This window comes from Pseudomonas sp. S30_BP2TU TE3576 (assembly GCF_050436025.1).
Classification (GTDB): Bacteria; Pseudomonadota; Gammaproteobacteria; order Pseudomonadales; family Pseudomonadaceae; genus Aquipseudomonas.
The window spans coordinates 1,258,531-1,274,417 of sequence record NZ_JBNDLK010000001.1 but is presented as its reverse complement, the minus strand read 5'-3'; the positions used below and the strand labels follow the sequence as shown (position 1 = coordinate 1,274,417).

The following is a 15,887-nucleotide window of genomic DNA, read 5'->3' as shown; positions in this document are numbered from 1 at the left end:
TCTGGAACGCATGATCATGGAACGATACCTGAACTTCGTTGAGCGCTATGCGCGGGCGATTGTGTTTGTGCTAGTGGCGATCACCGCCTGGTTCACCTACACACTCGGCTCGCTGATGTCGGATACCAATCCTTATTTACTCAAGGAATCCCATCCGGCGCGCAAAACCATTCTCGACCTTCAACACGAATTCACCGGTACCTACGACTCGGTCATGGTGGCGCTGAACAATCGGCAGAGTGTCTTCAACAGTGAATCGCTCAATGCCCAGTTCGAGCTCTCGCAAGCCCTGCGGCGCCTAATGCTGGCCAACGCGCAGGATGAAGTCGAACTGCAGCGCATTGTTGGCAAGCATGGGGCGGACAGTCGCGCCCAGCTGTTGGCCGCGGATATCCTCAGCGAAGGTTTTTCCCAGAACGATTACGCCCAGGCCCAGGTTTTGCGCGATCACGCCCGTAGCCAGGGCTGGGATCCGCGTGACCAGCAGTTCCTCGGTTTTCTCGTCGAGCGGATCAACCCGATCAAGGAAATGGCCTCCATGGCCGACTTGGAAAACATCAGCCTGAGCCCCGATGGCGAACTGTGGATTCACAAGACCCTGCATGGCCTGGACATGGACCCCAAGGTCGTCGAAGCGCAGATCATGGGCAACGAACAGATGGTCGGTGGGGTCGTCTCTGCCGACAAGAAAGTCGCCATGGTGGTCGCCGAACTCGGGACCAAACAGGACGACGCCCAGGCTCAACTACGCGCCTATCACCAGGTTCGTCAGATCGTCGCGGACTACCAGGCCAAACATCCGCAATTCACCGATGAGGTATTCATCGCCGGGATGCCGATCTTTATCGCGGCACAGCAGGAGATCATCGATCATGACCTGGCTTTGTTGTTCCCGATCGTGTTCCTGCTGGTGACTTCGCTGCTGGTGTTCTTTTTCCGCAAGCCTTTGGGTGTGCTTCTGCCGCTGTTCAATATCCTCTTCTGCACCATTTGGACCTTGGGCCTGATGGCGCTGTTTCGGGTACCGATGGACCTGCTGACCAGCGTGTTGCCGGTCTTTTTGTTCACCATTTGCTGCGCCGATGCGATCCATGTGATGGCCGAGTATTACGAGCAGCTCAACGCCGGCAAGTCTTATCGCGAGGCCAACCGCGAGACCATGCGGATGATGGTTACTCCGGTGGTGCTGACCACAGTGACCACCATCGCTACGTTCATGATTTCCACCACCAACAATATCGTCAGCATTCGCAATTTCGGCCTCTTTATGTCCATCGGGCTGACGGCGGCCTTGATCATTTCCCTGTTGTTGATCCCGGCGTGGATTTCCATCTGGGGCAAGGATCAGCCGCGGCGCAAAACCGTCCACAAAGAGTCGATCATCTCGCGATACCTGGTAGCGTTCTGTGCGCGCTTGATCCGCTGGCGCAAGCCAGTCCTGATTGTCACCTTGCCGTTGTTGGCGCTGATGACGGTTTTCACCTTCCTGGTCAATATCGAGGACTCAGGGATTGCCTACTTCAAGAAGGACAGCCCGGTCCGGGTCTCGGATGAGTTCATCAACCGGGCTCATGTCGCCGGCACGTCTCCCGGCTGGATCGCCTTCGATAGCAAGACCCCGCGAGGTGTCCTGACCACCGAGGTGGTGCAGTTCCTCGACCGGCTCGACCAGTTCATCAAGTCCCAGCCGAACGTCAGTTACACCTATTCGGTGGCGACTTACGTCAAGCGTATGAACCTGGTGCTCAATGACATGAATCCTGACTATCTGCGCGTGCCGCAAGCGCTGGAGCATGTGAAGTCGGTCAACGATGAGGGGCAGACAGAAACGTTTGAGGTGGACGGCAACTCGCTGATCGAGCAACACATCATGATGTTCGAGAACGGCGGCGGCTCTGACTTGCAGAACGTGCTCAATGCCGACTATTCCAAGGCGCTGACGCTTTACACCATGACCTCTTCGGTCGCCAGCGATTACCAGGACATGCTCGATCGCCTGGATGCCTGGTTGCTGGTGAACAAGCCGGCCAACCTGCAGGTGACTCATGCCGGGACGCCTTATATCTGGACCGGAGTGTTGCAGGAAATCACCCAGGGCCAGGTGCTGAGCTTCTCTCTGGCGCTGCTGGTGGTCACGCTGATGATGATGTACTGGTTGAAGTCGGTACGCCTGGGCATTCTTGGCATGCTCACGCTGCTGACCACCTCGGTGACGGTCTATGGCTGTATGTATCTGCTGGACATCGAGCTGAATATCGGCACGACGCTGGTGACGTTCCTGGTGGTGGGGGTGGTCGATTACGCCGTACACCTGCTGTCGCGGATCAAGTTGCTGGTTCAGCAAGGCGTGCATGTCGATGAGGCGATTCTCACGGCCATGCACAGCGTCGGGCGGTCGACCGTGGTCAATGTGGTGATTTTTTCGGTGGGGTTCCTCGCGTTACTGTTTTCCGCCTACAAGCCGGTCATTGATCTGGGAACGCTGGTGGCGCTGGCGCTATTCTCCAGCGGGGTGATGACCATCTTGCTGGTGACATTGATATCGCCGTGGTTCTTCGCGGCAATCGTTCCTGAGCGGCCGGAGGGTGAACGCGAGTACCTATTGCGTGACGGCGCTTTGAGTTAAGCGAAAGGACTGCTGTTGCAACGGGTTACGCCGGCATCCGGTTTTCAGGAACCACTCATTGCCGGCGTGCCTTGGCAGCACAAAGCGGGCTAATAGCCGTCTCGGATCTGTGCAGTGGGTTGATGGTGTTCAGGCGATTTTAGTGATGTGTTCGAACTGGCATTGATTCTGAGCGTCCTTGAGGTTGACTTCGAATTCGACCAACCCCGCATGCACCTGCTGCAACGCTTCAATCTGGGTCATCAATTCCTGTTTTTTGTCCGCTATAGCCTTGTTCGCCAGGTCCCATGGCAGCTCCTGGCCCCTGTGGTCCTGCAGGATCGCTTGCATTTCCTTGAGCTTGAAACCCAGTTGCTGGGCGCACTTGATGAACGTCAGCAACTCAACGCTCTGCTGGCTATAGATTCGATATTTGCCTTCGCGCTGTGGCGGCGGTAACAAGCCGATTTCTTCATAGTGCCGGATACTCTTGACCGTAGTGCCCGACAGCTGGGCGGCTTTGCCGATATACATGAAAAGTCCTTTTTATGTGCAGAAAGAGCCCGAGCATTCACGCGTCTGGCGCGGGCGCGGCATCTTTACACAAGCATGCCGAGACTGGAACCCGGACGGGTCAAATGGCGGGGTGTGTAGGGCGCAGGATGGGTCGAAGACGGCATCGCCCGCTGCAAGGCGATGCTGCACAGTGCGAGAGCTTCAGTTGCTGGCGATCGCCTGGGCTTGCCTGAGCCAGGCGTCCCTTTGTGTCGGCTTCGAGCCGAGGATCGGGCCAAACGTCAGGGTCTTCAATGGCTTGATGCCACAGAACTCCAGCGTGGTCTTGCGCATCTGGTGCAGTCCGGGCATGCGGTAGACCCACTTGTAGTACCACGGAGGAGTATCCATGGTCACCAGCAGGTGAGCGGTTCGTCCTTTCAGGAGTTTGTCTGGAAAGGCTTTGCCTTTGCGGTATTTGAAGGCAAAACCGGGCAGGAAAACCCGGTCGAAAAAGCCTTTCATCAAGGCCGGAATACCGCCCCACCAGATCGGATAGACAAACGTCAGATGTTCAGCCCAGGTGATATCGGCCTGGGCTTTGAGCAGATCGGGCTCCAGCATCTGGATCAGGTTGTAACCATCGTGTAGCACCGGGTCGAAGCTCAGAGCATCGAGTCGTAACAGGCGCACGTCGTGTCCGGCACTTTTTGCAGCCTCGACATATGTATCGGTCAGCGCTCCACAGAAACTATCGGTTGAGGGGTGACCCAGAATCACCAGTACTCGTTTGCTCATCAGACTTGCTCCTGAAAATGGAACCTTCAGGGTAGAGTCTGCCCTTAACGGGAGAGTCAATGCGGGCTGATTCAACAGAAAGCACCTCAAGCAAGGCTCTGGCATAAGCGCATCAAAAGCAGTAGCTCGTGACCGGGATTCTGATCCGCTCGCCGCAAACCGGTCGTGTGCGCTCCTGGCAGTTGCCCCATCGCCATCAGCACCATAGCCCGTTGATGCTCAAGGCACGGATGACCATGAGCGATTCCGAGGCAGCCTGCGCCACGGCAGCACAGGGCCTGGGCATTGCGCTGGTGAGCATGCCGTTTGCGGTGGGCTATCTGGAAACGGGCCGGTTGCTGCGGGTGTTGCCGGATTGGTATGTCGATGATGGCAACATTTCTATCTACTATGCTGAACACAAACTAATGCCAGGAAAGACCCGGGCGTTTGTTGACTTCATCATCGAGCAGTTTTTGGAGCGGAGGTTGGGGACGAGGTTTAGCGCGCTCTAGGTCAGTAGGTTTGTGTGACGCCGCTTTTCCCTTCTGAATGGACGTTGATCAACTAAAGTTGGATTCGTCATGGAAGCATCGGCCGTACATGTGCATACACCCTCTTTAGTTGCAATCGATCCGCGTGGATTGTTCGTGCGTGAAGTTGCTTATCATCGGCGTACATTACCTGATGTGATAGACGCACGGGTTAGTCGCCAAGTATTTGATTCGGCGGGTCGTTCTGAGAGTGTTTGGGATCCTCGACTCTTTGAAAGGGCGCTAAGCGATGAAAGTGTGTCTGCCAATCAGTCCAGGGTGTTCAGTCTGTCTGGCCTGGTATTAATGAATGACAGTGTTGACGCTGGTTGGCAGGTCACGCTATCAGGCGAAACTGCACAACGGCTATTAGGATGGGACGGTCGAGGAAGTCGAGTACGCAGTGAATATGACTCTCAGCGACGACCGCAGGCCGTGTTTGAACAAATTGAGGGTGAGTGCGAGCGCTGCGTTGAGCGATTGACCTATGCCGCTGGGGATCCTGAGGCTGCCAGGCACAACCAATGTGGACGACCTTCACGCCATGACGACTGCGTCGTGAGCCGTCGTTTCGAAGAGCGAAGTATGGCAGGTGAGCTTATGCAGCAACGAGATCACTTCCTCAACGAACCGCATCTACCTGACTGGCAGGAAGAAATAGCTGAACGCGAGCATTTGATTGAGTCCGGGCCTGGCGCAATAACACTTTGGCAATTTGGCCCGCAGGGCGAGCCTGTCAGCCAGACCGATGCTAAGGGTAATACTCAGACGTTTGCCTACACCGTATCCGGGCAACTGCAGAGTGCTCAATTGCAGCTTTCTGAACAACAATATCCACAGATGTTGGTCGGAGCCATTCAATACAACGCTTTTGGGCAGGTTGAACGAGAGATATTAGGTAATGGTGTCATCTGCTGCTCCACCTATTGTTCCGAAAATGGGCGTCTCACACGGCTGACCACTCGAAAGCTAGGTGGGAAGGCTTTTCAGGACTTGCGTTATGCCTTTGATCCGGTGGGCAACATAACGCAGGTTGAGGATTTGATACAACCAATCCGTTATTTCGCCAACCAGAGGATCGAGCCTCTCAGGTCTTTTGAATACGACACACTTTATCAACTAACCAAGGCCAGTGGCTGGGAAGTGAGGTCTGCTACATCTGCTCCAGGATTGCCTGGCCTTCAGTCCTTGCCAGTAGATTCTGATCAGCAGGCCAACTATGTCCAGAACTATTTCTATGACGCAGCTGGTAATTTGTTAGAACTTCGACATGTGGGGAGCCGAAATTACACTTGCCGAATGTTGGTGGCTCCCTACAGCAATCGCAGCCTGCTTGAGGCTGAAAGCCGTTCGAGGGTGGTGCAAGATTTTGATGATGCATTTGATAAAAATGGCAATTTGCGTTTTCTGCAACCGGGCCAGGAATTGACTTGGACCCTACGCGATCAGCTCAGGGATGTGACACCCGTTTGTCGTGAAAATGGAAATCACGACACGGAGTGGTATGGATATGACGCTACTGGACAGCGAGTGCGGAAAATCCATTCAACGCTTACTCACTCGCAAACGCATATCGCACAAACGCGCTATCTACCAGGGCTGGAATTACGAACCAACAACGGTACAGGAGAAACGCTGGAGGTGTTGGATGTCGTGGCGGGGCGGCGGCGTGTTCGAATATTGCACTGGATCAGCGGCAGGCCCGAATGTCTATTGAACGATCAGATACGCTATAGCATTGACGATCATTTGGGTTCGAGCATGTTAGAGCTGGATGCAAGCGCTTCTATGCTCAACCATGAAGTGTATTACCCCTACGGGGGGACTGCTTGGTGGGCGGCGAGAAGTCAATGTGATGCACGTTGCAAGTTTATTCATTATTCGGGTAAGGAGCTAGATGCTACAGGTCTTTATTACTATGGCTCGCGCTACTACGCGCCTTGGATTTGCCGCTGGATAAGTCCTGATCCTGCGGGGGTTTTGGACAGTATCAATCTGTTTGAGTTTGTTCGAAGTTCTCCTGTCGGTCGGGTTGATTTGAATGGTCGTTGCTCTAAAAAATTCAGAGGCGAAGCTGGGGATAGAGTTGAGAGGGAGCTTTTAAAAGAGGACTCAAGTACTACTTTCATCGCTCGCGGGTTAAAAGATTTCGAGGGGCAGAGTGAACGAAGGAAGGTCCTTGCTGAAAAAATTCGGATGAGTCTGGATTTTGCCGCGAATACACTGGAGAGCGCCCTTTCCAATGTTGAAAACCAGCCGCGCAGTCAAATGCTGGATACTGTCATGAAAGCATTGTTGGGTAATTCAGAGGTTACGATAAGTGGGATAGCATCCATTGCAAACGGTTTTGCAAAAATACTTAATTCTATAAGGTCCCGGATGGAGCCGGGTAACGATCAGATCGTAATTTATGAAAGTGCTAGTTCCGAAAGTGGTTACGTACGCACCACTGATGAGCATGCGCGTATGTTTGTTAAGCTGTCTCAGGTAGAAGGTAGCGATGTATCATCTTTAGGGATGCTTTTTATTCATGAGGTTTCTCATCAAAGGCTCAAGACGGAGGATGTATTCTACTCGCATAGGTCGGACTTTGGATTTCCGAGAGATGATAGGGGAATGGTGGCAGCACTAACGGGGGCCATTGGCATTAGCATGGATGTAGGTGCAAAGGGGGAGCAAAGTAGTAGATTGAATAATTCTGGTGCTGAATATAGGGCTGTTAAGTTTGAACTGCAGGAAAAAAAGCAACCAATAACTAATGAAAGTATTTTTCTTCGCAACGCTGACACTTGGGCAAGCCTCGCTGTCGGGCTTGCCGGTCATCAAGTTATATCAAAATACAGACCTCTACATTAGGAAAGACTAGCGTCCAAACCGCCCCGGCCAGCCAATGATGTTTTTCGGCCGTGGCGTCGCATAAGTCCGCACCTTCGAGGTCGACAACCCCAGCCGCACCAGGGACTCGGCAATAGTCACCGCCGCCGTCACGCCGTCCACCACCGGCACGCCGGTACGCCGGCGAATCTGTTCGTCCAGCCCGGCCATGCCGCCGCAGCCCAGGCAAATCACTTCGGCCTTGTCCTGGGTCACCGCCAGTTCCGCCTGATGCACGATGGCCTCCAGTGCACGCTGTGGTTCGTGTTCCAGTTCCAGCACCGCCAAGCCACTGGCCCGTACCGAGGCACAACGGTCCCACAGGCCGGAGAGCTTCAGGCGATCTTCGATCAGCGGCACGGTGCGGTCGAGGGTGGTGACCACGGAGTAGGCGTGACCGAGAAACATCGCCGTGCTGGCGGCGGCATCGGTGATATCCACCACCGGTACGTTGAGCAGTTCCTGCAAGCCTTCGCGGCCGTGCTCGCCGTAGCCGGCCTGGATCACCGCGTCGAATGGCTGGTCGTAGGACATCACCCGGTCCATGACCGCAATGGCCGCCAGGTAACTTTCGAAATTGCCCTCGATGGAGTCAGCGCCGAAGTGCGGGGTGAGGCCGACGATTTCCGTGCCGGGTGAGGCCACGGCCTGCGCCGAGCGGGCGATGGCCTGGGTGATGGATTCGGTGGTGTTGACGTTGACCACAAGAATGCGCATGGGAAGTCCTTATTGCAGGTGGTTCTGCGACCCGACAACGTCGGGCCGCAACAGGTTTAATGACTGACGTTGTCGACCGCGATGGCTTCGCCGCTGATATCGGCGTAGTGCGGTTGGCGCTTGGCGATGATCAGGTAGAGCATCCCGGCGATGCCCGCACCAATCAGCCAGGAGAATGGCGATACGCTGTGGAATCCTGGCACCAGCGCCAGGACGATGGCGATCAGGGCGGCGGGAATGAACGCCGCCACGGCGCGCAAATTGACCCCGCGGCTGTAGTAATACGCGCCGTTCGGGTCTTCGCTGTACAACTGCGGGACGTTGACCTGACCTTTGCGTACCAGCCAGTAGTCGACCATGATCACGCCGTACAGCGGGCCGAGCAGGGCACCGAGGCCGGACAGGAAATACACGATCACCAGCGGACTGTTGTAGAGGTTCCACGGCAGGATCAGCACGGCGATGGTCGCGCTGATCAAGCCGGCACGGCGGAACGTCAGGTATTTCGGCGCCAGGTTACTGAGCACGAAGGCCGGGGCGACGAAGTTGGCCATGATGTTCACCGCCACGGTGACGATCAGGAATGCCAGGCAACCGAGCACCAGGAAGAAGGTGTTGGGGATCGAGGCGATGATTTCGGTCGGGCTTTCGATGATCCGGCCATTGATCTGAAATTGCGCGCCGCACAGCAGGACGGTGATGCTGGCGAACACCAGAATATTTACCGGCAAACCCCAGAAATTTCCGACCTTGATGGTTTTACGGCATGGCGAAGAACGGGCGAAGTCACAGAAGTTGAGGATCAACGTACCGTAGATCGCCAGCCACAGTGCGCCACCGGCAAAGATGTTGCGCCACATCTCGGACCCGGTCAGCGGCTCGCGGATCGACCAGGCGATAGTCGCATCGGCCTGGGTGTACATCCACGCGGCGAGAGCGGCGACGGTCAGCAGAATCACCGGGCCGGCAAACGCCTCGTAGCGCCGCACCATCTCCATGCCATAGGCAAGGATCGCCAGTTGCACGAACCAGATCGTGACGAAACACACCCAACCCAGGGTCGACAGGCCGAGGATCGAGTCGTGGTCGTAGTCGGCGAACCCGGGATGGACCGCCGTCAACAACACGCGAAATACCACCGAGGCCAGGTATGTCTGAATACCGAACCAGGCGATGGCGATAACGGCGCGGATCAATGCAGGAATTTGTGCACCATGAATGCCGAAACTGATGCGGCTGATGACCGGAAACGGCACCCCGGTCTTCTGTCCCATGTAGCCGGACAGGTTCATGAAGCAATACACCAGCGCCGCACCGATCCCCAGGGACAACAGGATCTGCCAGCCGCCCAGGCCCAGGGCATACAGGCCGATGGCAAACGAGTAGTTGGCGATGTTGTGAACGTCGTTGGTCCACAGGGCAAAGATACTGTAGCGGCCCCAGCGCCGACCTTCGGCCTTGGTCGGTGCCAGGTCTTTGTTGTGCAGTCGGGGACTGAGCACGACGGGGACGTGATGCGCTTGACTGTCGGTCGTGTGGGTGGAATGGGAGGAGGGTAGATCCAGCGCGATATTGTTATTGGAGAGACTAGTACGCATTCCGGCAGGCTCCTGATGCTCGACGCCGTGATGACTGTGCATGAGCGTTGGCTCGACAAATCTTCGTCGCGGGTGGCGAATATCATTGGTTACGGGGCATCTGCAGCCTGTACGGGATAGGGCGCTTCAGGCTTGCGGATCTAAAGTGTGTGTATGTTTTGAGTTGATTGTATACAAAACATGTATGCACTTAAGCCAGATCCGTGCCAGCCAGGATTCTATAAAAGCCAGTGCTCATTTCGTTTTGTTATCGAAAACAGATAACTGACTGAAAAACAGAAAATTTAAATTGACCGGTTGAACAGGTATTTATTTTTTTCGAGAGGGGCTTGGGCGAGGCGGTGGGAAAGGAGATGTAACTTTTTGGGGCGCAGAAACTAAAAGTGCACACACAAATGGCACCTACGGTGACATTCGTGTGTACACATTTTTTGTGGGCTGACACTAACCAGTGTGGGAGCGGGCTTGCTCGCGAAAGCGTCGGGTCAGTCGATGCATTGAGTGACTGATACACCGCCTTCGCGAGCAAGCCCGCTCCCACAGGGGGTATTTCACAAGGCTTGGGATCAGGCTTTCGACTTGCTAATGATATTCCCGGCATGCAACCCGCATTCTTTCTGCGTCGCTTCTTCCCACCACCAGCGGCCTTCTCGCTCATGCTGGTTCGGCAGTACCGGGCGGGTGCAGGGTTCGCAGCCGATGCTGATGAAACCGCGTTCGTGCAGGCTGTTGTAAGGCAGTTCCAGCATGCGGATGTAACCCCAGATCTCTTCGCTGGTCATTTGCGCCAGCGGGTTGAACTTGTACAGGGTGCGTTCCGGGGTGGAGAACGCGGTGTCGATTTCCATCACCGCGACGGCGCTACGGGTGCCGGGGCTCTGGTCCCGACGCTGGCCGGTGGCCCAGGCCTTCACGCCTGACAGCTTGCGGCGCAATGGTTCGATCTTGCGGATGCCGCAGCATTCGCCATGGCCGTCCTTGTAGAAACTGAACAGACCCTTTTCCTTCACGAACGGTTCGAGCTTCGTGTAGTCCGGCGACACCAGTTCGATGTCGATCTTGTAGTGCTCGCGTACCTGATCGATGAAGCGATACGTCTCTGGGTGCAAGCGACCGGTGTCGAGGCTGAATACCTTGACGTTTTTGTTCAGCTTCCAGGCCATGTCCACCAGCACCACGTCCTCGGCACCGCTGAAAGATATCCACAGGTCATCGCCGAACTCGGCAAACGCGAGTTTCAGGATGTCCTGGGCGGATTTGTTGGCATAGGTCGTGGCGAGTTCCACGACGTCGAACGTTGGGCTCATCAGGGCGGCTTCCTACAGGTCGGTGGCGCTGGGCGCTCTATATGGAGTCGATGGTAACAAAAAGCTGCACCGGCCGGGGGACATCCTCTGCGTTGCGCAGGCAGACCCGAGTCGCTAGAGTTCGGCAGTCTTTTTGCTCGCTCGACTCAATAATCAATACAAATGGGAGTGTCTTGTGGAAATTGCCTGTCTGGATCTTGAAGGTGTGCTGGTCCCGGAAATCTGGATCGCCTTCGCCGAAAAAACCGGGATCGAATCCCTCAGGGCCACCACCCGGGACATTCCCGACTATGACGTGCTGATGAAGCAACGCCTGCGGATACTCGACGAGCACGACCTGAAGCTCTCCGACATTCAAGAAGTGATCGCCACGCTCAAGCCGCTGGACGGCGCCATCGAGTTCGTCGACTGGCTGCGCGAGCGCTTCCAGGTGGTGATCCTGTCGGACACCTTTTATGAGTTCTCCCAGCCGCTGATGCGTCAGTTGGGCTTCCCGACCTTGCTCTGCCATCGTCTGATTACTGACGACAGTGGGCGAGTCACTGGCTACCAACTGCGTCAGAAAGATCCCAAGCGCCAGTCGGTCCTGGCCTTCAAGAGCCTCTACTACCGGGTGATCGCGGCGGGGGATTCCTACAACGACACCACGATGCTGGGCGAGGCCGATGCCGGTATTCTGTTCCATGCGCCGGATAACGTGATCGCCGAGTTCCCGCAGTTCCCGGCGGTGCACACGTTTGAAGCGTTGAAGCAGGAGTTCATCAAAGCTTCGAACCGGACGTTGAGTCTGTAGTCGCCTGGTCTGACGCCTTCGCGGGCAAGCCCGCTCCCACAGGTATTGCGGTGAACCTGTAGGAGCGAGCCTGCTCGCGATGTTTTTAAAGGTTTTGCAGGGTATCGAGCAACACCTTCACCTTGGTGATCGATTCCTGATACTCAGCCTGCCACTCCGAGTCCGCGACAATCCCGCCACCCCCCCAACAACACACCTGACCGTCCTTGACCAGCAAACTGCGGATGGCGATGGAACTGTCCATCTCGCCGCGCACGTCCAGGTACACCAATGAACCGCAATACAGCCCGCGTCGGGTCGGTTCCAGCTCATCGATGATCTGCATGGCACGAATCTTTGGTGCACCGGTGATCGAACCGCCCGGGAAACTGCCGGCGATCAGGTCCAGGGCATCACGGCCGTCCGCCAGTTCACCGGTGACGCTGCTCACCAGGTGATGCACGTTCGGATAGCTTTCCAGGCTGAACAATTCCGGCACCCGGACCGAACCGGTGCGGCAGGTCCGACCGAGGTCATTGCGCAGCAGGTCGACAATCATCAGGTTTTCTGCGCGGTCCTTGGGGCTGGCCAGCAATTCGGCAGCGTTCGCGGCGTCTTGCTCTGGCGTCAGGCCCCGAGGGCGGGTGCCCTTGATCGGGCGGGTTTCCACATGGCCCTGGCTGACTTTGACGAAGCGTTCCGGCGACAGGCTGAGTACGGCTGCGCCGTCAGGCAAACTCTGGAAACCGGAAAAAGGCGTGGGGCACGCCGTGCGCAGTGCGCAGTACGCGGCCCACGAATCACCCTGGCAGGGCGCGCGAAACCGTTGGGCGAAATTGACCTGATAGCAGTCACCGGCCTGAATGTATTGCTGGATGCGCTCGATTGCCTGTCGGTACTCGTCAGCGCTCAAGTCGGCAGTCATCGGGGTGAGCAGTTTGAAGGGCTTGCCCACTTCCGCTGCCGGCTGGCTGAACAGCTCGGTCAGGCGCTGACGCTCGCTGTCCGGCAGAGTCGGGTGGAACACCAATTGACTGGTCAGCGAATGGTGATCGCTGATCAATGCCCAGCCGTACAAGCCGAAACGTGCGTCAGGCAGTTGCAGGTCGTCCCGAGCCTGGCTCGGCAGGCGCTCCAGATGTCGGCCGAAATCGTAACTCAGGTAGCCGATCAATCCACCGACAAACGGCAACTCGTAGGGCGCCGGCAGAGTGGCTTCGCCCAGGCGTGTCAGGTTATCGCGCAGGCGTTGCAGGAAATCGTCACCACTTTCGTCGGGCGATACCGTCAGTTGTTCCAGTGGCCAGGCGCTGAGCAGGTCATAGCGACCGCGGTCCGCACTGGGGCGGCCGCTGTCGAGCAGCACGGCACCGGGGGCATGGCGAATCGCCGCGAAGTACTCGGCGGGGTTGGCGCGATAGGGCAGCGGGTGTACGGAGCAGGTCAACATGGGTGGGGGCGATCAGCCATCGAGGCGGGGTGGCGATTGTAGTCCTCTGCAGGATTTGGTCCTAGAGGGGTGTCGGAAAGAGCTAAGGTTGCAGCAACTGTATGAAACCTGTGGCGAGGGGGCTTGCCCCCGTTGGGCTGCGCAGCGGCCCTCCGGTTTATCTGGTAGACCGAGTCAGCCGGTTTGAGACGGCTGCGCCGCCGAACGGGGGCAAGCCCCCTCGCCACAAGGGATCAACCCTCGACCGCAGGAATATGCCCAAACATCTCTTGAACAAACGCCACGCGCTCCCCGACGGTTTCAGTCACGCCACGGGCCTTCAGGTCTTCCAGTCGCGCTTCCACCGCATGAGTGCGCGACGTCAGGCCGCAGTCGTTGGCAATCTGGATATTCAGCCCTGGCCGGGCATTGAGCTCAAGAATCAGCGGGCCTTTGTCCTGGTCAAGGACCATGTCGACACCGATGTAGCCCAGCCCGCACAACTCATAACAGCCAGCGGCGAGTTTCATGAAACCGTCCCAGTAGGGCAGTTGCACACCGTCAACGGCGTTAGTGGTGTCCGGGTGTTTGTTGATGATGTTGTTCAGCCAGGTGCCGCGCAGGGTCAGGCCGGTGGCCAGGTCCACGCCGACGCCGATGGCGCCCTGGTGCAGGTTGGCCTTGCCGTTGGACTGACGGGTCGGCAAGCGCAACATGGCCATGACCGGGTACCCCATCAGTACGATGATGCGGATGTCCGGCACGCCTTCATAACTGATGCTCTTGAAGATCTGGTCGGGAATCACGCGGTATTCGATCAGCGCCCGGTCGCGGTGGCCGCCGAGGGAGTACAGGCCGGTCAGGATGCTGGAAACCTGGTGCTCGATTTCCTCGTGGCTGATGATCTTGCCGGACACCGTGCGGTAACGACCCTCGAAGCGGTCGGCGATCACCAGGATGCCGTCGCCACCAGCGCCCTGCGCCGGTTTGATCACGAAGTCATTGCGTGCGCCGATGATCTCTTCGAGATTGTCGATTTCCTTTTCGGTGGAGATCACGCCATACAGCTCGGGCACATGGATGCCGGCAGCGATGGCGCGCTCCTTGGTGATGATCTTGTCATCGACGATCGGGTACAGGCTGCGCTTGTTGTACTTGAGCACGTAGTCTGCGTTGCGCCGGTTGATCCCCATGATGCCCTGGGCTTCCAGGGCCTTCCAGGTTTTCCAGAAGCCGAACATCAGGCGTCAACCTTTTTCAGGAAGGCCTTGAAACGCACCAGTTCGGTCAGGCGATAACCGCGATAACGACCCATGGCCAGCATGAAACCCACCAGGATCAGCAGGATCGCCGGGAAAGTGAACACGAAGTACACCAGTTCCGGCACGGTCATGATCAGGTGCGCCAGGGACGCGGCGAACAGCGTGCCGATGGCCACTTTCATGGCATGGCCGCCGCCGCGTTCTTCCCAGGTGATCGACAGGCGTTCGATGGTCATGGTCAGGATCACCATCGGGAACAGCGCCACCGACAAGCCGCGTTCCAGGCCGAGCTTATGGCTGAACAGGCTGATGGCCGCGATCAACACCACCACAAAGGTCAGCACCACCGACAGCCTCGGCAGCATTTGCAGCTTCAGGTGTTCGAGGTAGGACCGTAGCGAAAGCCCCAGCGCCGTGATGATGGTAAACAGCATGATACCGAAGCCGAGCTGGGTTTCGCGGAAGGCCAGGGCGATCAGCACCGGGGTGAAGGTGCCCAGGGTCTGGATGCCGACCAGGTTGCGCAGGATCAGGATCACCAGCACGCCGATCGGGATCATCACCATGATCATGAAGGTCTGCTGGGTTTCCAGCGGCAGGCCGTACAGTGAGTATTCGAGGAAGTTGGCGTCGGTGTTTTCGTCGGTCAGCTTGGCCAGGCGAATAGCGTTCATTTCGCTGTTGTTCAGGCTGAAGGTCACGTTGGCTTTCTTGCCGCCATCGACGGTGATCAGGTTTTCGTCGCCGGTCCACCACAGCAGGCGGTCGGTCGGCAGGCCCTGTTCACCGGTTTCCGGGTTGAAGTACAGCCAGTCGGTGCCGTTGAAACTGCGCAGCCACAGTTCCGGCATTTGCGGCTGGTCGGCCACCAGGCGGATGGTGTGGACTTTTTCGATCGGGACGTGGGCGATGGATAGTAGCAACTCGACAATTTTCGCCTTGTGCGCGGTGGATGGATCACCGGCCAGCAGCAGTTTCACGTTGTCGTCATTGAGGTTGTTGACCCGCTTGATGGCTTCGCCGACGAAGGTTTCGACGTCGGCCGAGTGTTGGCGAATCGGTGCAAGCAGGGCTTCGGCGGCGATTTTTTCCGGGCCTTCGATGGCCATGCTGTCGCGGAAGGTCGGGCCTTTGATCTTGGCTTTTTCACCGGAGTAACGCTTGGTCAGCACGAGGCGGTAATACAGCGTTTGATTACCTTTGGCCCGGCGTGCCGACCAGGTGACCTTGCGGTTGCCGTCGACCCGGTTCACAGCCACGCCGTAGTTATTGGAGATGAAGCTCTCGTTGAGACTGACGAAGTCGCGGCTCAGCGGCGGCACGAACATCTGGATCTTGACCGGGTCCTTGGCGCTGGCGACGAACTCGACCTTGGCGTCGATGTTCCACAGGTCGTCAGTGGCATCTTCGGTCACGGGGATGCCCAGGACGAAGATCTGATAGGCCGTAACTGAAATGCCCAGCACCACCAGGATGGCGATCAGCAGTTTCAGATGAAGGGTAAGAGAGCGCATTGAA

At 57.1% G+C, this 15,887-nt stretch carries 11 protein-coding genes and 1 pseudogene; 4 read left to right on the top strand and 8 right to left on the bottom strand.

Translation table 11 applies throughout. The features are described 5' to 3' along the window. Positions 1–16: 16 nt before the first annotated feature. Complete coding sequence (locus ABIA48_RS05710) at positions 17–2,626, top strand: efflux RND transporter permease subunit (RefSeq protein WP_429487358.1); 2,610 nt, start codon at positions 17–19, stop codon at positions 2,624–2,626. 129 nt (positions 2,627–2,755) lie between these two features. Here the strand turns inward: ABIA48_RS05710 and ABIA48_RS05705 are convergent, their stop codons facing one another. Both ABIA48_RS05705 and ABIA48_RS05700 read right to left on the bottom strand, forming a co-directional pair. Then, positions 2,756–3,139: a MerR family transcriptional regulator gene (locus ABIA48_RS05705; protein ID WP_063343456.1), complete on the bottom strand. Its 384-nt coding sequence runs from the start codon at positions 3,137–3,139 to the stop codon at positions 2,756–2,758. Between the two features lie 183 nt (positions 3,140–3,322). Further along, positions 3,323–3,901, bottom strand: a complete 579-nt coding sequence (locus tag ABIA48_RS05700) for an NAD(P)H-dependent oxidoreductase (RefSeq protein ID WP_178076720.1) — start codon at positions 3,899–3,901, stop codon at positions 3,323–3,325. Between the two features lie 131 nt (positions 3,902–4,032). On the opposite strand from ABIA48_RS05700, the pseudogene ABIA48_RS05695 reads away from it, so the two are divergent. Next, positions 4,033–4,392 (top strand): annotated as a pseudogene (locus ABIA48_RS05695) (LysR substrate-binding domain-containing protein); the annotation flags it as partial. A gap of 69 nt (positions 4,393–4,461) precedes the next feature. After that, a complete protein-coding gene (locus ABIA48_RS05690) occupies positions 4,462–7,266 on the top strand; it encodes an RHS repeat domain-containing protein (RefSeq protein ID WP_429487357.1) in 2,805 nt (934 codons plus the stop codon). Between the two features lie 6 nt (positions 7,267–7,272). Here ABIA48_RS05690 and ABIA48_RS05685 read toward each other — a convergent pair whose 3' ends face one another. The 3 genes from ABIA48_RS05685 to ABIA48_RS05675 form a co-directional block, all read right to left on the bottom strand. Next, complete coding sequence (locus ABIA48_RS05685; protein WP_429487356.1) at positions 7,273–8,001, bottom strand: aspartate/glutamate racemase family protein; 729 nt, start codon at positions 7,999–8,001, stop codon at positions 7,273–7,275. A 56-nt stretch (positions 8,002–8,057) separates the two neighbouring features. Continuing rightward, positions 8,058–9,599, bottom strand: coding sequence for an NCS1 family nucleobase:cation symporter-1 (locus ABIA48_RS05680; RefSeq protein ID WP_429487355.1), 1,542 nt, complete (start codon positions 9,597–9,599; stop codon positions 8,058–8,060). A 566-nt stretch (positions 9,600–10,165) separates the two neighbouring features. Then, on the bottom strand, positions 10,166–10,906 hold the full coding sequence (locus ABIA48_RS05675; protein WP_007971943.1) for a phosphoadenylyl-sulfate reductase: 741 nt from the start codon (positions 10,904–10,906) through the stop codon (positions 10,166–10,168). A 175-nt stretch (positions 10,907–11,081) separates the two neighbouring features. On the opposite strand from ABIA48_RS05675, the gene thrH reads away from it, so the two are divergent. Beyond that, positions 11,082–11,699: a bifunctional phosphoserine phosphatase/homoserine phosphotransferase ThrH gene (gene thrH, locus ABIA48_RS05670; RefSeq protein ID WP_204931717.1), complete on the top strand. Its 618-nt coding sequence runs from the start codon at positions 11,082–11,084 to the stop codon at positions 11,697–11,699. Positions 11,700–11,784: 85 nt separating this feature from the next. Here the strand turns inward: thrH and pabB are convergent, their stop codons facing one another. The 3 genes from pabB to ABIA48_RS05655 all read right to left on the bottom strand — a co-directional run bounded on the left by pabB (position 11,785) and on the right by ABIA48_RS05655 (position 15,883). After that, positions 11,785–13,128, bottom strand: a complete 1,344-nt coding sequence (gene pabB, locus ABIA48_RS05665; RefSeq protein ID WP_429487354.1) for an aminodeoxychorismate synthase component I — start codon at positions 13,126–13,128, stop codon at positions 11,785–11,787. Between the two features lie 233 nt (positions 13,129–13,361). Continuing rightward, positions 13,362–14,348 carry an alpha-L-glutamate ligase-like protein gene (locus ABIA48_RS05660; protein ID WP_429487353.1) on the bottom strand — a complete coding sequence of 329 codons (987 nt, stop codon included), beginning with the start codon at positions 14,346–14,348 and terminating at the stop codon, positions 13,362–13,364. Then, positions 14,348–15,883 carry an inactive transglutaminase family protein gene (locus tag ABIA48_RS05655; RefSeq protein WP_429487352.1) on the bottom strand — a complete coding sequence of 512 codons (1,536 nt, stop codon included), beginning with the start codon at positions 15,881–15,883 and terminating at the stop codon, positions 14,348–14,350. The genes ABIA48_RS05660 and ABIA48_RS05655 overlap by 1 nt, the downstream gene beginning before the upstream one ends. Between the last annotated feature and the right edge of the window lie 4 nt (positions 15,884–15,887).